At 72.6% G+C, this 20,223-nt stretch carries 21 protein-coding genes and 1 pseudogene; 14 read left to right on the top strand and 8 right to left on the bottom strand.

All coding sequences use genetic code 11. The annotated features are described in order from the left end of the window. Window positions 1–13: 13 nt before the first annotated feature. The 3 genes and pseudogenes from ACZ6J5_RS34375 to ACZ6J5_RS34365 all read left to right on the top strand — a co-directional run. Window positions 14–268, top strand: a pseudogene (locus ACZ6J5_RS34375) (TetR/AcrR family transcriptional regulator); the annotation flags it as partial. A 63-nt stretch (window positions 269–331) separates the two neighbouring features. Then, window positions 332–874 carry a DinB family protein gene (locus ACZ6J5_RS34370; RefSeq protein ID WP_469397861.1) on the top strand — a complete coding sequence of 181 codons (543 nt, stop codon included), beginning with the start codon at window positions 332–334 and terminating at the stop codon, window positions 872–874. Between the two features lie 108 nt (window positions 875–982). Continuing rightward, window positions 983–1,480: a hypothetical protein gene (locus tag ACZ6J5_RS34365; protein ID WP_469397860.1), complete on the top strand. Its 498-nt coding sequence runs from the start codon at window positions 983–985 to the stop codon at window positions 1,478–1,480. Here ACZ6J5_RS34365 and ACZ6J5_RS34360 read toward each other — a convergent pair. From ACZ6J5_RS34360 to ACZ6J5_RS34330, 7 genes are all read right to left on the bottom strand, one after another. Then, entirely contained in the window at window positions 1,468–1,911 is a 444-nt protein-coding gene (locus ACZ6J5_RS34360) for a hypothetical protein (RefSeq protein WP_469397887.1), read from the bottom strand. The two genes, ACZ6J5_RS34365 and ACZ6J5_RS34360, sit on opposite strands and share 13 nt — an antisense overlap. 133 nt (window positions 1,912–2,044) lie before the next feature. After that, on the bottom strand, window positions 2,045–2,728 hold the full coding sequence (ung, locus tag ACZ6J5_RS34355) for a uracil-DNA glycosylase (protein ID WP_469397859.1): 684 nt from the start codon (window positions 2,726–2,728) through the stop codon (window positions 2,045–2,047). A gap of 98 nt (window positions 2,729–2,826) precedes the next feature. After that, complete coding sequence (locus ACZ6J5_RS34350) at window positions 2,827–4,407, bottom strand: ABC transporter substrate-binding protein (RefSeq protein WP_469397858.1); 1,581 nt, start codon at window positions 4,405–4,407, stop codon at window positions 2,827–2,829. A 148-nt stretch (window positions 4,408–4,555) separates the two neighbouring features. Then, entirely contained in the window at window positions 4,556–5,323 is a 768-nt protein-coding gene (locus tag ACZ6J5_RS34345) for an SDR family oxidoreductase (RefSeq protein ID WP_469397857.1), read from the bottom strand. Between the two features lie 35 nt (window positions 5,324–5,358). Then, window positions 5,359–6,120 carry a 3-oxoacyl-ACP reductase FabG gene (gene fabG / locus ACZ6J5_RS34340; RefSeq protein WP_362471751.1) on the bottom strand — a complete coding sequence of 254 codons (762 nt, stop codon included), beginning with the start codon at window positions 6,118–6,120 and terminating at the stop codon, window positions 5,359–5,361. Window positions 6,121–6,295: 175 nt separating this feature from the next. After that, entirely contained in the window at window positions 6,296–6,679 is a 384-nt protein-coding gene (locus ACZ6J5_RS34335; protein ID WP_469397856.1) for a DUF3037 domain-containing protein, read from the bottom strand. Next, the gene (locus tag ACZ6J5_RS34330) at window positions 6,676–7,515 is read right to left on the bottom strand and encodes a HipA family kinase (protein WP_469397886.1); all 840 of its coding nucleotides are present in this window, start codon (window positions 7,513–7,515) and stop codon (window positions 6,676–6,678) included. Before ACZ6J5_RS34330 ends, ACZ6J5_RS34335 begins: the two co-directional genes overlap by 4 nt. Before the next feature lie 136 nt (window positions 7,516–7,651). On the opposite strand from ACZ6J5_RS34330, the gene ACZ6J5_RS34325 reads away from it, so the two are divergent. Further along, window positions 7,652–8,482 carry a glycoside hydrolase domain-containing protein gene (locus ACZ6J5_RS34325; RefSeq protein ID WP_469397855.1) on the top strand — a complete coding sequence of 277 codons (831 nt, stop codon included), beginning with the start codon at window positions 7,652–7,654 and terminating at the stop codon, window positions 8,480–8,482. A 60-nt stretch (window positions 8,483–8,542) separates the two neighbouring features. Here ACZ6J5_RS34325 and ACZ6J5_RS34320 read toward each other — a convergent pair whose 3' ends face one another. Then, window positions 8,543–9,277, bottom strand: coding sequence for an IclR family transcriptional regulator (locus ACZ6J5_RS34320; protein WP_469397854.1), 735 nt, complete (start codon window positions 9,275–9,277; stop codon window positions 8,543–8,545). Window positions 9,278–9,522: 245 nt separating this feature from the next. Between ACZ6J5_RS34320 and ACZ6J5_RS34315 the strand changes: the two genes are divergently transcribed. The 10 genes from ACZ6J5_RS34315 to ACZ6J5_RS34270 all read left to right on the top strand — a co-directional run bounded on the left by ACZ6J5_RS34315 (window position 9,523) and on the right by ACZ6J5_RS34270 (window position 20,118). Then, window positions 9,523–10,665 (top strand): Rieske 2Fe-2S domain-containing protein, encoded by a 1,143-nt coding sequence (locus ACZ6J5_RS34315; protein ID WP_469397853.1) that lies wholly within the window; start codon window positions 9,523–9,525, stop codon window positions 10,663–10,665. 3 nt (window positions 10,666–10,668) lie between these two features. Then, window positions 10,669–10,890: a hypothetical protein gene (locus tag ACZ6J5_RS34310; protein ID WP_469397852.1), complete on the top strand. Its 222-nt coding sequence runs from the start codon at window positions 10,669–10,671 to the stop codon at window positions 10,888–10,890. Next, on the top strand, window positions 10,883–11,971 hold the full coding sequence (locus ACZ6J5_RS34305; RefSeq protein WP_469397851.1) for a 2Fe-2S iron-sulfur cluster-binding protein: 1,089 nt from the start codon (window positions 10,883–10,885) through the stop codon (window positions 11,969–11,971). Before ACZ6J5_RS34310 ends, ACZ6J5_RS34305 begins: the two co-directional genes overlap by 8 nt. A gap of 115 nt (window positions 11,972–12,086) precedes the next feature. Next, on the top strand, window positions 12,087–13,130 hold the full coding sequence (locus tag ACZ6J5_RS34300) for an LLM class flavin-dependent oxidoreductase (protein ID WP_469397850.1): 1,044 nt from the start codon (window positions 12,087–12,089) through the stop codon (window positions 13,128–13,130). A gap of 64 nt (window positions 13,131–13,194) precedes the next feature. Beyond that, the gene (locus tag ACZ6J5_RS34295; protein ID WP_469397849.1) at window positions 13,195–14,367 is read left to right on the top strand and encodes a Rieske 2Fe-2S domain-containing protein; all 1,173 of its coding nucleotides are present in this window, start codon (window positions 13,195–13,197) and stop codon (window positions 14,365–14,367) included. A 26-nt stretch (window positions 14,368–14,393) separates the two neighbouring features. Next, window positions 14,394–14,879 (top strand): flavin reductase family protein, encoded by a 486-nt coding sequence (locus ACZ6J5_RS34290; protein ID WP_469397848.1) that lies wholly within the window; start codon window positions 14,394–14,396, stop codon window positions 14,877–14,879. A gap of 73 nt (window positions 14,880–14,952) precedes the next feature. Next, on the top strand, window positions 14,953–16,086 hold the full coding sequence (locus ACZ6J5_RS34285; RefSeq protein ID WP_469397847.1) for an LLM class flavin-dependent oxidoreductase: 1,134 nt from the start codon (window positions 14,953–14,955) through the stop codon (window positions 16,084–16,086). Between the two features lie 5 nt (window positions 16,087–16,091). Next, the gene (locus tag ACZ6J5_RS34280) at window positions 16,092–17,477 is read left to right on the top strand and encodes an LLM class flavin-dependent oxidoreductase (RefSeq protein WP_469397846.1); all 1,386 of its coding nucleotides are present in this window, start codon (window positions 16,092–16,094) and stop codon (window positions 17,475–17,477) included. A gap of 252 nt (window positions 17,478–17,729) precedes the next feature. Then, entirely contained in the window at window positions 17,730–18,368 is a 639-nt protein-coding gene (locus ACZ6J5_RS34275) for a TetR/AcrR family transcriptional regulator (RefSeq protein ID WP_469397845.1), read from the top strand. A gap of 166 nt (window positions 18,369–18,534) precedes the next feature. After that, the gene (locus ACZ6J5_RS34270; RefSeq protein WP_469397844.1) at window positions 18,535–20,118 is read left to right on the top strand and encodes an MFS transporter; all 1,584 of its coding nucleotides are present in this window, start codon (window positions 18,535–18,537) and stop codon (window positions 20,116–20,118) included. The last annotated feature ends 105 nt before the right edge of the window (window positions 20,119–20,223 follow it).

The raw sequence follows: 20,223 nt of genomic DNA, 5'->3' as shown, positions 1-20,223 counted from the left end.
CAGCTTACGCGGGGCGGTACGGGTCGGCGGGCGGCCGCCAGTCCGCGATGCCGTCGACGCCGCGGGCTCGGTCTTCCACGGGCCGGTCACCGCGATGATGGCGGCGGCCGGCTCCCCGGCGCCCGAGCGGCACGCGCTCTCGCTGATCGCCTGGTGCGAGGGGCTGATGTTCTCCTGCGCCGCCGGCTCCTTCCACACAGCCGTGCCCGGACTCGCCGAACTGCGGACAGGCTTCGAGGAGTTGCTGCGCGGGATGCTCGGGACCTGACACGGGCCCGTGCGGCGGGCGTCCGCCGCACGGGTCTGGCCCGCCGGACGATCATGGGCGACGATGCGGGGCATGAGCACCGAACAGACCGACACCACCGCCGGCCGCGTCGACCCCGGCACCCTGACCGGCGAGCGCCAGGCCCTGGAGCAGTGGCTCGACTTCCACCGCGCGACCCTGGCGATGAAGTGCGAGGGCCTCGACGACGCCCAGCTGCGCACCGCCGCCGCCCCGCCCTCCGACCTCAACCTGATGGGACTGGTCCGCCACATGGCCGAGGTGGAGCGCGGCTGGTTCCGCCGCGTGCTCGCCGGGGAGCGGGACGCCGGCTGGATCTACAGCACCAAGGAGGACCACGACGGCGACATCCACGTCACCGACGGGGACACATGGGCGGAGGCGTACGCCACCTGGCAGGGGGAGATCGCGCATGCCAGGGCCAACGCCGCCGGGCGCGGCCTCGACGAGCCGGGCAGCGGGAAGCACCGCAGCGGCGAGACCTTCAACCTGCGCTGGATCTACCTCCACATGATCGAGGAGTACGCCCGCCACAACGGGCACGCGGACCTCATCCGGGAGCGGATCGACGGCGCCACGGGCGACTGATCCGGCCCCGGGGCACCGGGTCAGCCCGCACCCGGGTGATCACCCATTACGGGCATTCCTCGCGAGTAGGGGTGTGAGGAACCCGTCCCGACCAGCAGAGTTGCCCGGGTGCATGGAACCAGAACCACAGTGAGGATCCTGGCCGGGGTCGCGATGGCCGCCCTCTCGGGCTGCGTCGCGGTCGAACCGACCTCGCCGGCTCCCCCGGCGGTCCCGAGCCCGGCGGACGCCCGGCCGGGCCACGACGTCGCCCCGCAGATCGTCCAGGGCCCCGCCCGCGAGGCCCTGGAGGCGGCGATGCCCGATCCGACGCCCGAACCGCGCGCCTCCGTCGAGCGGCGGCACGACTCCGGCGGGGTGTCCAGCGGCGGCTCCGGCGGCCGGAGCGGGACGGACGGGACGTCCGGCCGGAGCGACGAGGCCGCGCCGCGCGCCACGAAGCAGCCGCGCCCGGGCACCGGCCACGGCCCCGGCATCGATCTGCCCGGCCTGCTGGAGAAGCCGCCCCGCTCGGCCGCCGAGGTCTGCGAGCTGGGCGCCCGCTACGGCGGCTGGAGCCCTACGAGCGAGCAGGCGAGGATCTGCCGTGGCACCTACGGGCGCTGACCCCGCAGCCGTAGCTCCAGCCGCTCGATCGCGGCCCGCACCCCGTTGCCGTACCCGTCGTCGTCCAGGACCTCGGAGGCGGCGCGGGCCCGGTCCAGGTGGACGCGGGCCGCGTCCGGGCGGGCCAGCTTCTCGTAGTCGGCGGCCAGGTTGAGGTGGAGCGAGGGGTAGAGGGCGCGCAGCGCCGCCGCCGAGTCCTGGCGGCGCTGCCGGTCACCGTCGATCCCCTCGGCCGCCGTCAGGGCCCGCAGGTCCCAGGCCAGCTCGACGTCGGGGTCGTCCTGGGCGTCGGCCATGTAGTGGGCGAGGGTGCAGCGGTGCAGCGGGTCGCCGTCCGGCCCGAGCTGCGCCCAGATCTCGCCGAAGCGGTTGCGGGCCTCTTCCCTGTCGCCGCCGTGCAGGAGCATCCTCGCCTGCCCGATCCTGGTCATGACGCCGTCGTCCGACACCTGCTGCTGCCCGGTCACTGCGGCCTCCACGCGTTGTCCACGCTGTCGCTCCGGCCGCCGGTGGGGCGGGCCCGGATCCGACGCTAGCCGCAGCCGCGCCGGATCCGGCCGAGGCTCAGCCGAGGTCGGGGATGCGCCAGTCGATCGGCTCGTGGCCCTGGGCGGCGACGGCCTCGTCGATCTGGGTGAACGGGCGGGAGCCGAAGAACTTCTTCGCCGACAGCGGCGAGGGGTGGGCGCCCTTCACCACCACGTGCCGCTCCTCGTCGATGAGGGGGAGCTTCTTCTGCGCGTAGTTCCCCCAGAGGACGAAGACCGCCGGGTCGGGCCGGGCGGCGACGGCCGTGATGACGGCGTCGGTGAACTTCTCCCAGCCCTTGCCCTTGTGCGAGTTGGCCTCGCCGGCGCGGACCGTGAGCACCGCGTTGAGCAGCAGGACGCCCTGCTCGGCCCACGGCATCAGATAGCCGTTGTCGGGGACCGGGTGGCCGAGCTCGGCCTGCATCTCCTTGTAGATGTTGCGCAGCGAGGGCGGGGTCTTCACGCCGGGCCGGACGGAGAAGCAGAGCCCGTGTCCCTGACCCTCGCCGTGGTAGGGGTCCTGGCCGAGGACCAGGACCTTCACCTTGTCGAACGGGGTCGCGGCGAGGGCCGCGAAGACCTCCTCGCGCGGCGGGTAGACCGGCCCGTTCGCCCGCTCCTTCTCGACGAACTCGGTGAGCTGCTCGAAGTACGGCTTCCGCAGTTCGTCGCCGAGGACGCCGCGCCAGGACTCGGGCAGCATGTCGGTGTCGGTCACGTCAACAACCTCCGGTGGGTGTTTCGCTTGGCTACGAGAAACCTACCGGGGGCCACTGACAACGCGGCCGGCACCGCCCTCGGGCAACGCCGCCCGGACTACCAGCTGGTGCGGCGGTTGAGCTCCCACAGCTGCATGACGGTCTGCGGGTCGAGGGCCCGCTCGCCGCCGCCGATGTCGTCGCTCGCGGCGATGTAGAGCTTGCCCTGCCACAGCGGCAGCAGCCGGACGTCCTGCACCATGATCTCCTGCGCCTGCACGAACTCGTCCGTGACGGCCCCCCGGTCGCTCTCGCGCCGGGACTTGGGAATCAGCTCCTTGGTGATCTTCGGGCTGACGTACGGGGTGCCGAGGACGTTCTCCTCGCCGACGAAGGGGGCCACGAAGTTGTCCGGGTCCGGGAAGTCGGGGAACCAGCCGCGCCCGAAGACCGGGTACTGGCCCTTCTGGTAGCCCGCCTGGAAGTCCTTCCAGGGCTTGCCGTGCAGGGTGACCTGGAAGAGGCCGCTGCTCTCCAGCTGCCGCTTGAGCTCCTTGAACTCGGCGGCGGTCGCGGAGCCGTAGCGGTCGGTGGTGTACCAGAAGTCGAGCTTGACCGGCTCGGTGATGCCGGCGTCGCGCAGGATCGCCTTGGCCTTGGCGGCGTCGGGCGAGCCGAAGCGGTCGTAGAACTTGGTGGTGTGGCCCGAGATGCCCTTGGGGACCATGGAGTACAGCGGCTCGGCCGTGCCCTGGTAGGCCTTGTTCACCAGCTCGTCGCGGTCGACGAGCTGCGCGATGGCCTTGCGGACGGGCAGCCGGGCGACGGACTCGTCGCGGGTGTTGAAGACCAGGTAGCGGATGTCCGCGCCGGTGGACTCGACGAGCTGGAGGCCCTTGTTCTCCGGCGTGTCCGCCTGGAGGGCGACGACCTCCTCGGCGGTCAGACCCCGGTAGGTGGCGTCGATCTCCTTCTTGCGGAGCGCGGCCACCATCGGCTCGGACTCCTTGAAGTACCGGATGGTCACGCCGCCGTTCTTGCGGTCGGCGAAGCCCTTGTAGCTGGGATTGCGGGTCAGCTCGGCCTTCTGGCCCTCGGTGTACGAGTCGAGGACGTACGGTCCGGAGCCGACCAGCTTGCCGTCCTTGCGGAGCTGGTCCGCCGGGTACTCGGCCGGGTCGACGATCGACATGGCCGGAGTGGCGAGGATGAACGGGAAGGTCGCGTCCGACTTGTTCAGCCGGAAGACCACCGTGCGGTCGTCGATGGCCTCGACCTTGTCGAGCGAGCCCAGCATGCCGTTCGGGCCGCCGTCGACGTCGATCTTGCGGATGCGCTCGATCGAGTACTGGACGGCCTTGGCGTCGAGCTTGTGGCCGTTGGAGAAGGTCAGCCCGTCATGGAGGACGCATTCGAAGACCCGGCTCGAACTGCCCTCCTTGAACTTGCAGTCCGCCGCGTCCGGCTTCGGGCTCGTGGTTCCCGTGGGAAAGGCCACAAGCGTCTGGAAGACATTCCGGAAAAGCTCCCAGGAATTGTCCCAGGCGGCAGCCGGATCAAGCGTGGAAGGAGAACTCGTCGTACCGATGACGATTCTCTGATCCCCTGCGGATTCACCGTCCGAAAACACACTGCATGCGGACAGGAGGGATATGGACGCAAGGGCTGCAGCGGCCTGCAGACTGGTCCGGTTGAACACGTGCACGCTCCTCGTTCAGCCTGGGTCGGCGAACGATACCGCAGCCCCCCGCCAGGTCAATGCTCGGCCCTGGCGGGGCACTTGAGGGCATTCCGCGCACAACCGGGGCCAAACCGGTCACGAATTCAAGAAAGTGTCCGGATACCGGTCACCCGACACCGGCGTTCAGGAAAAGACCCCCGTCGACGACGAGCGTCTGGCCGGTGATCCAGTCCGACTGCGCGGAGGTCAGGAAGGCCGCCGCACCGCCGATGTCCTGCGGTTCGCCGAGCCGGCCGAGCAGATAAGGGGCGGCCGCCTCGGCCTCCCGACCCTCGTACAGCGCCGCGGCGAACTTCGTCTTCACGACCGCCGGGGCGATGGCGTTGACCCGGACCGACGGGGCGAATTCGTGCGCCAGCTGGAGGGTCAGATTGATCATCGCCGCTTTGCTCATCCCGTACGCGCCGATGAAGGGCGAGGGGGCGAGTCCGGCGATCGAGGCGATGTTCACGATCGCCCCGCCGTGCTCCTTCTGCCACGCCCGGTAGGTCTGCTGGGCGAAGCCGAGGGCCGAGACGACATTGGTCTCGAAGACCTTGCGGGCCACGTTCAGGTCAAGCTCGGCGATCGGCCCGAACACCGGGTTGGTCCCGGCATTGTTGACCAGGAAGTCGACCCGGCCGAAGACGTCCATGGCGGCGGCGACCGCGGCGGCCTGGTGGGCCTCGTCGTGCGCCTTTCCGGGCACCGCGATCACCCGGTCGGCGCCGAGCCGCTCCACGGCCTCCTTGAGGGCCTCCTCGCCCCGCCCGGTGATGACGACCCGGTCGCCTCGGGCGACCAGGGCCTCGGCGACCCCGTAACCGATGCCCCGGCTGGCGCCGGTGACCAGGGCGACCTTGCCCGAGAGCTCGGGCGGTTCCTGTGCGCTCATCGCGTCCTGCTCCTCTCCCTCTCCGGACCCGTACGTCAGTTGAGCGGGCCGCCGGCCACGTACATGACCTGGCCGGAGACGAAGCCTGCGTCGTCGCCCGTGAAGAAGGCGATGGCGTGGGCGACGTCCTCGGGGCGGCCGACCCGCTGGACCGGGATCATCGAGGCGGCGGCGGCCTGGAAGTCCTCGAAGCCCATGCCGACGCGCTCGGCGGTCTGGGCGGTCATCTCGGTGACGATGAAGCCGGGGGCGACGGCGTTGGCGGTGACGCCGAACTTGCCGAGCTCCTTGGCGAGGGTCTTGGTGAAGCCCTGGAGACCGGCCTTGACGGCGGAGTAGTTGGCCTGGCCCCGGTTGCCGAGCGCCGAGGAGGAGGAGAGGGAGACGATCCGGCCGAAGCCCGCGTCCACCATGTGCTTCTGGCAGGCCTTCGCCATCAGGAACGCGCCCTTGAGGTGCACGTTCATGACCAGGTCCCAGTCGGCCTCGTCCATCTTGAAGAGCAGGTTGTCGCGGAGCACGCCCGCGTTGTTGACGAGGATGGTCGGCGCGCCGAGCTCGGCGGCGACGCGCGCGACGGCGGCCTCCACCTGGGCGCCGTCGGACACGTCGCAGCCGACGGCGAGGGCGGTGCCGCCCGCGGCCGTGATCTTCTCGACGGTGTCCTTGCAGGCCGCCTCGTCGAGGTCGAGCACGGCGACGGCGCGGCCCTCGGCGGCGAGCCGGATCGCGGTGGCGGCTCCGATGCCGCGAGCGGCACCGGTGACGACGGCTACGCGCTGCTCGGTGGTGGACATGCTGGTTCTCCTCGCCCTTGGATCATCCGTGGATGTGGCCGACACCTCGGTCCGCTCGCTCTCCCGCACATGAGCGACCGCTTAGTATCGTCCGCAGACGAGACGCTAGAAGCCCTGGCACCCGGTGTCAACGGCCCACCGGGCGCACCGCGCGGCTCCCGCGCGCGAGGGTGCCCTAACGCACCAGCAGTTCGAGCAGGCGTGCCACCTCGGCCTCGGGGTCGGCCGTCAGTCCGGTGTGCACCGGGCCCGGCTGGACCACCGTCGAGCGGGGGGCGATCAGCCAGCGGAAGCGGCGCCCGGCGTCGTCGCCGGCCGCCTGCCCGGCGTCGGCGCCGCCGAGGCAGACGCCCTCGACCGCGCGGAGCGCGGCCCGCACCCCGGCGACGTCGGCGGCCGGGTCGAGGACTCCCAGCTTGGCCTCGTCCAGATGGGTGCGGGCGGCCACGAAGGACCTGGCCCGGCAGTAGACGACCACGCCGGCGTTGAAGCACTCGCCGCGCTCCACCCGGGGCACGACGCGCAGCAGGGCGTACTCGAAGACATCGCGATCGGTCACGTGGTGCTGTCCTTCTGGGCGGAACGCGGGGCGAGGCGGTCGGCGAGCCAGCCCGGGGGCTGCTGGGGGCGCCGTTCGGTGCGGGGGCCGAGGGTGATCCGCTCGTGGATGGTCGCGGCGCGCGGCAGCAGGGCCGCCACGTACGCGGCGCGCAGCTCGTCGGTGGTCGCGAAGCCGGGCTCGTCGGCCAGCCAGGCGTCGGGGACGTCGGCGGCGACCTCCTCCAGGAGCTCGCGGGTCACCAGCGGCGCCAGCGCCTCGGCGGCGGCGGCGACGTCCGGGGCGAACGGGGCCAGAGCGTGGTCCGAGGCGTCGTACGGGCGGGCGGCGGAGGCCTCGGCGCCGGGCCAGTTGTGGTGCCAGATCATGGTGGCGCCGTGGTCGATGAGCCACAGGTCGCCGTGCCAGACCAGCATGTTCGGGTTGCGCCAGGACCGGTCGACGTTGTTGATCACCGCGTCGAACCAGACGACCTTCCCGGCCTCCACCGGGTCCACCTCGTACGCGAGCGGGTCGAAGCCGAGCGAGCCGGGCAGGAAGTCCATGCCGAGGTTGAGGCCGCCGCTCGCCTTCAGCAGCTCCTGCACCTCCTGGTCGGGCTCCGAAAGACCGATCACCGGGTCGAGCTGGATGGTCACCAGCTCCGGCACCCGCAGCCCGAGCCGCCGCCCGAGCTCCCCGCAGATCACCTCGGCGACGAGCGTCTTGCGGCCCTGCCCGGCGCCGGTGAACTTCATGACGTACGTCCCGAGGTCGTCGGCCTCGACGATCCCGGGGAGCGAGCCGCCCTCACGCAGGGGCGTGACATAGCGGGTCGCTACGACCTCTTTCAGCACTTCCCAGGCCACCCATCTCTTCCGTATGTGCGATCCGAGCATAGTAACTGAGGGTGACCATCGGGGAGGGGTGTCCGGTGGATAGAGTGGGCGCGCTCCCGGGGGTCCGGGAGCGTACGGAGACAGGGGTGGGGAAATGCCGCAGCATCGGCGGTCCAGGAGAGGCCGGCACATAGCCCTCGGGGTGACGGGCGTCGTCACCGTCGCCGGCGCCGGGATCGCGGCGCAGACCTCGATGGCGGCACCGGCGTGGCCGGCCCAGAAGACGTACACGGGCCGGGCCTTCGACGCCTGCACGGCGCCCTCCCTCGCCGCGATGAAGGCCTGGAAGAAGGACGCCTACTACGGCGGCGTCGCGGTCTACATCGGCGGGAAGAACCGCGGCTGCGCCCAGCCCAACCTCACCAAGGCGTGGACGAAGTCGGTCGACACGCTCGGCTGGCGCGTCATCCCGCTGTACGTCGGGGCCCAGCCGCCCTGCCAGAAGAGCCTCAACAAGGAGCGCTTCACCGCCGCCACGGCCGCCTCGGTCGGCGCGAGCAACGCGAACGACGCCGTCGCGAAGGCCGCGGCGCTCGGCATGAGGCCGGGCAGCCCGATCTACCTGAACATGGAGTCGTACGACATCGCCGACAAGGCGTGCAACGACGCCACCCTCGCCTATGTGCGGTCCTTCACCAAGACCCTGCGCGCCAAGACCTACCGCGCCGGTCTCTACGGCTTCAGCACCTCCAGCGCGAAGGCGATCGCCACCGCCAAGGACCGCACCGACCTGCCGGGCAACCTCTGGTACGCCCTGTGGAACGGCCAGGAGACCACCACCAGGGACTGGCCCTGGGACCCCAAGCTGTACACCGGCCACAGCCGGGGCCACCAGTACAAGGCCAACAGCAAGGAGACCCGCGGCGGCTACACGATCACCGTCGACCGCAACGCGTGGGACGCGCCCGTCGCCATCGTGGGCTGAGCCTCGGCCGGCCGGACGGACGGCCCCGGGGCTCGCGCCGCGGCCGTCCACCCGGCCGCGTCACCCCGCCAGGGTCGGGGCGCCCTTGCGCAGGGTCGCCGCCGTGTGCCGGAGGATCGCGGCCAGGCGCGGGACCTCCAGGTTCTCGGCCGGGCCGCTGATCGAGATGGCCGCCAGGGCCGCGCGGTCGCCCGCGCCGATCACCGGGGTCGCCACGCAGCCGATGCCCGCCACCGCGTCGGGGCCGAAGGCGATGCCCCGGGTGCGGATGTCGGCCAGTTCGGCGCGCAGGCTCCGGGAGACCGGCGGGTGGTCGACCCCGGGCGGGCACGGGGTGTAGGCCAGCAGCGCCTTGCCCACCACGTGGCTCGACGCGTGGAAGCGGCCCCCGACGAACTGGCGGGACGGGATCCCGACCGGGGCGCCGACCTGGAGCAGGTACACCACCTTGTCCTCGTCCAGCACGGCCAGTTGTGAGGTCAGCCCGGTGGACCAGTGGAGCTGCTGGAGGTACGGCATGGCCGCGGTCCGCACCTGGTCGCGGTGGTACATCAGGGAGCCGAGCTCCATGAAGCGCATCCCCAGCCGGTAGACCTTGTCGTCGCGGCGCAGCAGGCGCACGCTCGTCAGGTGTTCCAGGATGCGGTGGACCGAGGAGCGGGGCAGTCCGGTGCGCCGGATCACCTCGGTCATCGTCAGCCCGTCGGCCTCCTCGAAGACGTCGAGGATGCCGGAGATCCGGTCGATCATCGACACCGGCGCCGTGGGACCGGCCGGGTCCCCCGCCGTCTCCACCGCCCTTAACCTCGCCGCGTCCCCCGTGCCCCCGTGCATGGCTCTCCCCCTCCGCTTCCGCCGGGCGGGCCGTCGCGCCCGGCTCTTCGTTGGAACGTACACCAGTCATCCGACCAGGCCGAGACCCGTCTCCCCACCGTTCTCCCGCTCTGCGGGAACACCCTTGGCCCGGTCTCCGGGGCCCCCGCAGACTCGGCGTCCGTTGGCACGAAGAGACCGCGGAGGGATGATCGATGAGCGTTCCGGTGAGCACGGAACACGAGGTCAGGGACATCGAGAAGGGGGCGCCGCCGGCCCGGTTCGCCCGGGGCTGGCACTGTCTGGGGCTCGCCGACTCCTTCAAGGACGGCAGCCCCCACGAGATCGACGCGTTCGGCACCAAACTCGTGGTCTTCCAGGCCCAGGACAGCGGCGAGCTCCACGTGCTCAACGCGTACTGCCCGCACATGGGCGGCAACCTGGCCCACGGCACCGTCAAGGGCGACACCCTCTCCTGCCCCTTCCACGGCTGGCTGTGGAACGGCGACGGCCACTGCGCCGACATCCCGTACGCCCGACGGGTACCGCCCCGCGCACGGACCCGGTCCTGGACCACACTGGAGGAGAACAAGCAGCTCTTCGTCTGGCACGACCCCGAGGGCGCCCCGCCGCCCGAGGGCGTGACGATCCCCCGGATCGAGGGCGTCTTCGACGGGCAGTGGAGCGACTGGACCTGGCACACCCTGCGCGTCGAGGGCTCGCACTGCCGCGAGATCGTCGACAACGTCGTGGACATGGCGCACTTCTTCTACGTGCACAACTCGTTCCCGACGTACTTCAAGAACGTCTTCGAGGGGCACGTCGCCACCCAGTACCAGGCCACCGCCCCGCGCGGCGACATGACGGCGGACCAGACCGTCTCCGCCCAGGGGGACACCCGCTCGGTCGCCTCCTACCACGGCCCCTCCTACATGATCGTCTACCTGGACATGGACGTGGACGAGGCAGGCACCACCGTCGAGACCGCCATGATCAACTGCCATTACCCGGTCGGTCCCGACTCCTTCGTCCTCATGTACGGGGCCATCGTGAAGAAGCTCCCGGGCATGACCGACACCGAGGCCGCCGAGGCCGCCGCCCAGGCCTCCCAGGGGCTGGCCGCCGGCTTCGAGCAGGACATCGAGATCTGGCGGAACAAGACCCGCATCGACAACCCCCTGCTCTGCGACCAGGACGGCCCCGTCTACCAACTGCGCCGCTGGTACGAGCAGTTCTACGTCGACGTCGCCGACGTCGAGCCCGCGATGACCGACCGCTTCGAGTTCGAGATCGACACCGAGCGGGCGGTACGGGTGTGGCAGGCGGAGGTCGACGCGAACCTCGCCCGGCAGACGGCCGGGGAGCGCTGAGCGATGGCCCAGCAGCGCCTCTCCTGCGACGCGTGCCCCAGCGAGGTGCTCGTCGAGAAGCGGAGCCTCGCCCACACCAGTACGCAGTGGCTCCGCCCGACCTCCCACTGCCCCGAGCTCGCCGGGCGGCCCGAGGGCACCGTCGCCGTCTGCACCCGGCTGCGCGCCTCCATCGAGCGGGCCATGCGCGCGGGCGCCGTCCCGGTGGGCGGCGAGGATGAGTGAGCGTACGCGGGTGCTCCCGGTCGTCGTCAGCTCGGTGGTCCGGGAGGCCGAGGACGTCGTGAGCCTCGTCGTCGAGACGGTGGACGGCTCGCCCCTCGACCCTCGGCCCGGGCAGTTCCTCACCGTCCGGGGGCCGGAGGGGCAGGCCCGCTGCTACTCCTTCTCCCGGACCGGCGCCGCGCCCCGCATCACCGTCAAACGGGTGCCCGGCGGGGCCGTCTCCTCCTGGCTGTGCGACCGGGCCGCCCCCGGCCTGCGGCTGGAGGCGCTGCCGCCCGCCGGTGCCTTCACCCCGCCCGACTGGGACGGCGACCTGCTGCTCGCGGCGGCCGGGAGCGGGATCACCCCCGTGCTCGCGATCGCCTCGGCGGCCCTGGAGCGGGGCACCGCCCGGGTCGTCCTGGTGTACGCCAACCGCGACGAGGCGTCCGTCGTCTTCGGCCGCGAGCTGCGCGACCTGGCGGCCGCCCACCCGGAGCGGCTGCTCGTCCACCACCTGCTGGACTCGGTGCAGGGCCGCCCGGACCGGGCCCTGCTCCACCAGCTCCTCGCCCCCTACCGGGACCGGAGCGCCTATCTGTGCGGGCCCGCCCCGTTCATGGACGCGGTCGCCGAAGCCCTGCGCGCCCACGGGGTCCCGCGCGGACGGATCCACCGCGAGGTCTTCGTGTCGCTCGACGGCGCGTTCGCGGCGCCCGAGCCGGGGCAGAGGTCGGGGCAAGGGGCTGGGCCTGGGTCCGGGGCTGGGCCTGGGTCCGGGGCTGGGCCTGGGCCTGGGTCCGGGGCTGGGCCGGCCTCCGCCGTCAGTCCGCTCGCCCTCGTGCTCGACGGGGAGCGGTACGACATCGGCTGGAGCGACGGCAGCACGCTGCTCCAGGCGATGCTCGCGCACGGCGTCGACGCGCCCTTCTCCTGCCGCGAGGGGCTCTGCGGGGCCTGCGTGTGCCGGGTCGAGCGGGGCACGGTGGTCTCCCCCGCCCCCGGCGTGCTCACCCCCGAGGACCTCGCCGACGGATACGTCCTGGCCTGCCAGGCGCTGCCTCCCGGCGACCGCGCGCCGGTCGCCGTCACCTACGACTGACCCGCCCCGCAGTCCGGCCGAAGCCCGGCCGAAGTCCGGCCGAAGCCCGCCCGAAATCCGGCCGAAGTCCGGCCGTCCCGAAGTTCGATCCTCCCGAAGGGAGTCGGGCCCCGCCATGCCCGCAGCACCCGCGCTGTCCGTCCTGGACACCACCTTCATCCCCACCGGCAGCACCTCCGGGCGGACCGTCGCCGACAGCGTGCGGCTCGCCCGGCACGCCGAAGCGCTCGGCTACCGCCGCCTGTGGGTGACCGAACACCACAACCACCCGGCCCTCGCCGCCGCCTCGCCGCCCGTCCTGCTCGCCCATCTCGCCGCGCGCACCGAGCGCATCCGGGTCGGCTCCGGAGGGATGCTGCTGCCGCACCACGCGCCGCTCGCGGTGGCCGAGCAGTTCACCCTGCTGCACGCCATCCACCCGGACCGCGTCGACCTCGGCGTGGGTCGCGGCGCCGGCACCGACCCGGCCACCTCGCACGCCCTGCGCCGCGCCGACCCGGGCGAGTTCGCCGCCCAGGTGACGGACCTGGAGGCCTTCCTCGGACACCGGGACCACGCGCCGGGCAGCCCGTACCGGAGCGTGCGGACCGTGCCCGCGGACACGCCGGGGCCGCCGCTGTGGATCCTCGGGTCGAGCCCGTACGGCGCCCGGGTCGCCGCCGCGCGCGGGCTGCCGTTCGCCTTCGCGCACCACTTCGGCGGGGACACGGCGGGCGCGATCCGCCTCTACCGGGAGACCTTCCGGCCCTCGAAGGTGCTTGACCGGCCCTACGCCCTGATCAGCCTCACGGCCGTGGCCGCCGACACCTCGGCCGAGGCCCGGCGGCACGCGGCGGCGCAGGAGCTCGCGCAGTTGCGGATCGCCCAGGGGCTGCCCGACGCGCTGCTCCCCGCCGACGAGGCCGTCGCCCTGCTCGCCGGCCGCTCCACCCCCTTCGGCGCCCGGGGCGTCGTCGGCGACCCGCGCTCGGTCGCGGCCGAACTCACCGCACTCGCCGGGGCCACCGGCGCGGACGAGCTCATGATCGTCACCGCGCTGCACGACCAGGACGCCCGGCTGCGCTCGTACGCGCTCATCGCCGAGGCCCTCGACGCCACCGCAGCCGGCACCGGCACCGACACCGACACCGACACCGACACTACCGACGCCATCGGCTGAGCCGGGGGTCCGCGCTCCCCCGCTCCCCCGCCCCGACGTACCCGCCCTCACCCAAGGAACCCGTATGCCCAGTCCCGCCGCCCCCGTCCCCGCGTCCGGCGCGCCGGACGTGCGCGTCATCGAAGGCACCACACCCCCGGCCCGGTTCGCCCGGGGCTGGCACTGTCTGGGGCTCGCCGACTCCTTCAAGGACGGCAGCCCCCACGAGATCGACGCGTTCGGCACCAAACTCGTGGTCTTCCAGGCCCAGGACAGCGGCGAGCTCCACGTGCTCAACGCGTACTGCCCGCACATGGGCGGCAACCTGGCCCACGGCACCGTCAAGGGCGACACCCTCTCCTGCCCCTTCCACGGCTGGCTGTGGAACGGCGACGGCCACTGCGCCGACATCCCGTACGCCCGACGGGTACCGCCCCGCGCACGGACCCGGTCCTGGACCACACTGGAGCAGGACGGGCAGCTCTTCGTCTGGCACGACCCCGAGGGCGCCCCGCCCCCGGCGCACGTCACCGTGCCCCGTATCGACGACGTCTTCGGCGAGGACTGGTCGGACTGGTCCTGGGACAGCGTGCTGATCGAGGGCGCGCACTGCCGGGAGGTCGTCGACAACATCGTCGACATGGCGCACTTCTTCTACGTGCACCACTCCGTGCCCACCCGCTTCACCAACGTCTTCGAGGGCCACGTCGCCTCGATGTACATCGAGAGCACCCCGCGCCGCGACTCCGGCGTCGAGCTGATCGGCGCCGATCTGAGCCTGCGCTCCGACGCCGCCTACTACGGCCCGTCCTACATGACCGACCGCGTGTGGCAGCCGCTCGGCGACGGGACGGAGGCCGAGTCGATGCTGATCAACTGTCACTACCCGGTCTCCGCGACCTCCTTCCGGCTGATGTGGGGCGTCAAGGTCCGCCGGCTGCCCGGGATGAGTGCCGACGGGGCCCGGGAGGCGGCGGCGCGGACCGCCGACGGGCTCGGGGTGGCCTTCCGGCAGGACATCGAGATCTGGCGGCACAAGACGCACATCGACAATCCGCTGCTCTCCGACGGCGACGGACCGGTCTACCAACTGCGGCGCTGGTACGCGCAGTTCTACGTCGACGCGGACGCGGTCACGGACGACATGACGCGCCGCTTCGAGTTCGAGATCGACACCCGGCCCGCCAACGAGCACTGGGAGCGGGAGATGGACGCCAATCTGGCGCGCTCCGCCACCGCCGCCCGCGTACAGCCGTAGCCATCCACACGACCAGGGGGTCCACCATGTCCAGCACCGTCGCGAGCGACACCTTCCGCGAAGCCGCCGCCGCCTTCGGGACCGGGGTCGCGGTCATCACCGCCGAGGGGGCCTCGGGGCCGGCGGGGCTCGCCGTGCAGTCCTTCGCCTCGCTCTCCCTCGACCCGCCCTACGTCACCTTCTCGCCCGCCCGCACCTCCACGAGCTGGCCGCGGATCCGGGCCGCCGGCCGCTTCGCCGTCAACGTCCTCGCGCACGACCAGGCCGCGCTGTCGCGGCGGTTCGCCACCAGCGGCGGCGACAAGTTCGACGGCACCGAGTGGATCCCCGGCGAGAACGGGGCGCCCGTCCTGGCCGGCGCGCTCGCCTGCTTCGAGGCCGAGCTGGAGGACGAGCTGCCCGGCGGCGACCACACGATCGTCATCGGCCGCGTCACCCGCGCCCTGGCGCTGCGGGACGCCGAGCCCCTCCTCTACTTCCGGCGCGCCTACCGCCGCCTCGTCCCGGCGTGACCCCGCCCGCGCCCCGGCCCCGGCCCCGCCCTCACCTCCGCCCGTATCCCCGCCCCCGTACAGGAGCACCCTCGTGAAGTTCTCGATGATCTTCGAAGCGCAGTTGACCGACCCGACCCCGGAGCACGAGCGGCAGGTCCTCCACGACTGTGTCGAACAGGCCGTGTACGCCGAGGAGATGGGCTTCGACCGGATCTGGGCGGTCGAGCACCACGCCCTGAAGTACTACGCCCACATGAGCGCGTCCGAGATCTTCCTGACCTGGGTCGCCGCCCGCACCGAGCGGATCCGCATCGGGCACGGCGTGGTCACCATGCCCTTCAACTACCAGCACCCGGTCCGGGTCGCCGAGCGCGCCGCCATGCTCGACGTGCTGTCCGGCGGCCGGGTGGACATCGGCGCGGGCCGAGGGGCCACCGCGCAGGAGATGGCCATGTACGGGGTGCGGCCCGAGGACACCTACCCGCAGATGGAGGAGGCGCTGCGGATCTTCGCGAACGCCTGGCGCGAGGAGTCCTTCGAGTGGCACGGCTCGCTCGACATCGGCCCCGGCGCGGTGCTGCCCCGGCCCGTGCAGGACCCGCACCCGCCGCTGTTCATGGCCTGCTCCAAGGAGGACACCCTGCGGCTGGCCGCCGACTACGGCATCGGGGCCCTGGTCCTCGGCTTCGCGGGCGCCGACAACATCCGCGGGCTGCGCAAGATCTACGACGAGGCCATCGCGGCCCGCACCGGCGAGCGCCTGGTCTCCACCGAGGTCAACGACCACTTCTCCGCGCTCTGTCCGACCATCGTCCTGGACGACCCGGAGGAGGCCCGCCGCGTCGGGCTGCGCGGACAGCGCTACTTCGCCGAGTCCATCGCCCACTGGTACGGCGGCGGCCCGGTCCCGGACCAGCGCGTCGAGGCGGGCGACGACCGCGCGGCCCTGGCGGCCGGGAGGCGCGACCTGGTGGCCAAGCTCCACGAGGCGGAGATCCCGGTCACCCCGAACAGCACCGGCACGTACAACGCCGACCACGCCTACGGGAGCGCCGAGGACGCCATCGCGTACGTGGAGCGGCTGCGCGAGATCGGGGTGGACGAGGTGATGTGCCTGATCCAGATGGGCACCGTGCCGCAGGAGGCGTGCCTGGAGACGATCCGGCAGTGGGGCGAGAAGGTCATCCCGCACTTCCGGGCGCTCGACGCGGCGGAAGGGAAGTGACGGACATGGCGGCACAGCACCCGGCCAGGCCCCTGGTCTTCAACGCGTTCACCATGAACTGCGTCTCCTTCATCAACCACGGCCTCTGGCGGCACCCCGACACCCTCCAGACCCGCTACGCCGACCTGGACACCTGGATCGAGCTGGCCAGGACGCTGGAGCGCGGCCGCTTCGACACCCTCTTCTTCGCCGACGTCATCGGCACCTACGACGTCTACCGAGGCGGCCTGGACACGGCCGTACGCGAGGCGGCGCAGTTCCCCAACAACGACCCGGCGGTGCTGATCCCGGCCCTGGCGCACGCCACCGAGCACCTGGGCTTCGCCTTCACCGGCTCGATCCTCCAGGAGCACCCCTTCGCCTTCGCCCGGAAGGTGTCGACGCTCGACCACCTCACCAAGGGGCGGGTCGCCTGGAACATCGTGACCTCCTTCCAGTCCTCCGCCGGGCGCAACTTCGGCTTCGACGCGCAGGTCCCGCACGACGAGCGGTACGTGTGGGCCGACGAGTACATGGACGTGGTCTACAAGCTGTGGGAGGGCAGTTGGGAGGACGACGCGGTGCTCGGCGACCGCGCGGCCGGCGTGTACGCCGACCCGGCGAAGGTCCACCGCATCGACCACGCCGGCGACCGGTACCGGGTGGCGGGCCCGCACATGTGCGAACCGTCCCCGCTGCGGACGCCGGTGCTGTTCCAGGCGGGCTCCTCGGAGGCGGGCCGGGCCTTCGCGGCGCGGCACGCCGAGGGGACGTTCATCCTCGCCCCCAACCCGCTCGCCGCGCGCACCAACATCGACGACGTGCGGGCCCGTGCGGCGGCCTCGGGGCGCGGGCCCGAGGACATCTCCTTCTTCCAGGGCCTGTCGTTCGTCGTGGGCAGCACGGAGGAGGAGGCCCGGCGGAAGAACGCCGAGATCGACGAGATGCTGAGCGTCGAGGGGCTGCTCACGCACATGAGCGGCAACATCGGCGTCGACCTGAGCGCCGTGGACCTGGAGAAGCCGCTGCACGAGCTGCGGACCGAGGTCGCGCACGGCGCGGTGCGGGGGCTGATCGAGAGCGCCCCGGACAAGACGATGACCTTCGCCGACCTGGCCCGGCTCATGGTCACCACGCGGGCGGTGGGCACGCCCGAGCAGATCGCCGACGAGCTGGAGCGGTGGGGCGAGGCCGGGGTGGACGGCTTCAACGTGACGTACGTGACGACGCCCGGCACCTTCGAGGACTTCATCGACCACGTCGTGCCCGTGCTCCAGGAGCGCGGTCTGATGCGGCGGGAGTACTCCCCCGGAACGCTCCGGGAGAAGCTCCTGCCGGGCTCGGGTCCCCGTTTGCCGGAGCGTCATCCGGCCGCCGCGTACCGCCGTTCCGCGGTCGCCGGCGCGCGCTGAGGCCCCGGAACACCCCCAGCGGCACCGTCTCGCGGAGGCACACCCGGTCCGGGCGTGCCTCCGCCCGCGTTTCCGGCCGATTTTGTGGCACAGGTCACACGGATGCCGGAAATAGCGCCGGGGCGGGGCCCGTTGGGGGCGCGGCTTCGCCGGGCGGAGAGCGACTCCCCGTTTCGGCGGGCCGTTCCGCCACCCGTCCGACAGGACGGCCGACGACCTACGACCACGACCCACGACCTCGGGAGGTCAGCCATGACGGCCGTGAACGCACCCGGCCGGCCCGCACCGCGCGCGGACCGGGTCCGCAACCGGGCCAAGATCCTGCACGCCGCCCGCAGCGCGTTCTGCGCGCACGGCACGGCGGCGCCGCTGGACCCCATCGCCCGCGCGGCCGGCGTCGGCAACGCCACCCTCTACCGGCACTTCCCCGACCGGGACGCGCTGGTACGGGGCGTCTGCCTGGCCGCCGCCGAACGCATCGCCGCCCACGGCCGCAGCGCGCTCGCCGAGGAGGCCGACCCCTTCGAGGCGGTACGCCGCTTCGCGGTCGGCGCCGCCCGGGAGGGCATCGGGCTGCTGTGCCTGATGGTCCCCGAGCAGGCGTGGCTCGCCGACGGCGAGCTGCTGGCGGCCCGGCAGAGCGTGGACGACGTGGCGCTCCAGGCCGTCCAACGCGCCCAGCGGGCCGGGCGGATGCGGGCCGACGTCGGTCCCGGCGACCTGATGGTGGCCCTCGGCCAGCTCACCCGTCCGCTGCCCGGCCACGTCCACGGCGGGCGCGCCGAGCTGCTCCTGGAGCGCCACTGCCGACTGCTGCTCGCCGGCATGGAGAGCACGGCGGGCGGCGAACTCCCGGGCCGGGCGGTCAGCTTGGGCGACATCCGGCACTGAGCCAGGGCCGGAGCCAGGGCCAAGGCCAGGGCCAGGGCCAGGGCCACAAGCGCACCCCGTGCACCCCCGTCCCCGACCCGTACACCCCCGTACGCCCCCGAAGATCCGCTTCTCCTCCCCGACACCGACCCCGACCCCCGACCCCGACCCGAAAGCAGGCACGTCCATGTCCCCGACCGCACCGGCGCTCGATCCCAGGCGCTGGCAGGCCCTGGTCTTCATCGCCATGGCGCAGCTCCTGGTCAACCTCGACCACACCATCATCAACATCGCCCTGCCCTCGGCCCAGACCGAGCTCGGCATCTCCGACGGCAACCGCCAGTGGGCCATCACCGCCTACGCCCTCGCCTTCGGCGGACTGCTGCTGTTCGGCGGGCGCATCGCCGACCTGTGGGGCCGCCGCCGCACCTTCGTCACCGGGCTCGTCGGCTTCGCCGCGGCCTCGGTGCTGGGCGGCGCCGCCACCGAGCAGTGGATGCTGTACAGCGCCCGCGCCCTCCAGGGCACCTTCGCCGCGCTCTTGGCCCCGGCGGCGCTCTCGCTGCTCGCGGTGCTCTTCACCGACGCCGCCGAGCGCGGCAAGGCCTTCGGCATCTACGCGGCCGTCTCCGGCAGCGGCGCGGCCATCGGCCTGCTGCTCGGCGGGGCGCTCACCGACTACCTGAACTGGCGCTGGAGCCTGTACGTCCTGATCCCGTTCGCCCTGGTCGCCGCGGCCGGCGCCGTGCTGACCATCCGCGAGCCCGCCGAGGGCCGCAACCGCTCCCCGCTCGACGTGCCCGGCACCATCCTCTCCACGGTCGGCCTGGTGGCCCTCGTCTACGGCTTCGCACACGCCGAGGAGAGCGGCTGGGGCGACGCCCGCACGCTCGGCCTGCTCGCCGGGGCGCTGGTCCTGCTGGTCGCCTTCGTGGTCCTGGAGTCGAAGGTCCGCAACCCGCTGCTGCCTCTGCGGGTGCTCACCGACCGCAACCGGGGCGGGGCGTTCCTGGCGCTCGGCCTCGCGATCATCGCGTTGTTCGGCATCTTCCTCTTCCTCACCTACTACCTCCAGGTCGTCAAGGCGTACTCCCCGGTCACGACCGGTCTCGCCTTCCTGCCGCTGAGCGTCGGCCTGATCGCGGGCTCCACCCAGATCGGCGCCCGGCTGCTGCCCCGCGTCGCGCCCCGCACCCTGATGGTGCCGGGCCTGCTCGCCGCCGCGGTGGGCCTGCTGCTGCTCACCCAGATCGACGTGGACAGCTCGTACGCCGCCCTGGTCCTGCCCGGGCAGCTGCTCTTCGGCCTCGGGCTCGGCGCCACCATGATCCCGGCGATCTCGCTGGCCACGGTCGGCGTGCGGCCGGGCGACGCGGGCGTGGCGTCCGCGATGGTCAACACCTCGCAGCAGATCGGCGGCGCCATCGGCACGGCCCTGCTCAACACGATCGCGGCGAGCGTCACGGGTGCGTACGTCGCCTCCCACGCGACCGGTGCGGCGGACGCGGGGCGGGTGCAACTGGAGGGGATGGTCTCCGGGTTCACCACGGCCTTCTGGTGGTCGGCCGGGATCGTGCTGGTCGCCGCCCTGCTCGTCGCCGTCTGCGTGACGGCGGGCCCGCTGGGCGGCCCCCCGGCGGCCGAGGGCCCCGGTGACGGGGAAGGCGCCGGGGCCGGGGCCGACGCCGGAGCCGGTGCCGGTGCCGACGCCGAGGGCTCCGTCGGCGCCCCGGGCGGCGCGTCGCGCCCGGCTCCCGTCTCCGGAGCCTGAAACCCGGCCCGTACGCGGCCGGGGTCCGGTGCTGATGCCGGTGCCGGGGGAACGACACTCCCCCGGCACCGGCCCTCCGGGCCCACCCACCCCTTCACACCGTCG

The organism is Streptomyces sp. NPDC042100, from assembly GCF_055582325.1.
The sequence above is the reverse complement of the archived record's forward strand: the minus strand, read 5'-3'. Positions and strand labels throughout refer to the sequence as shown.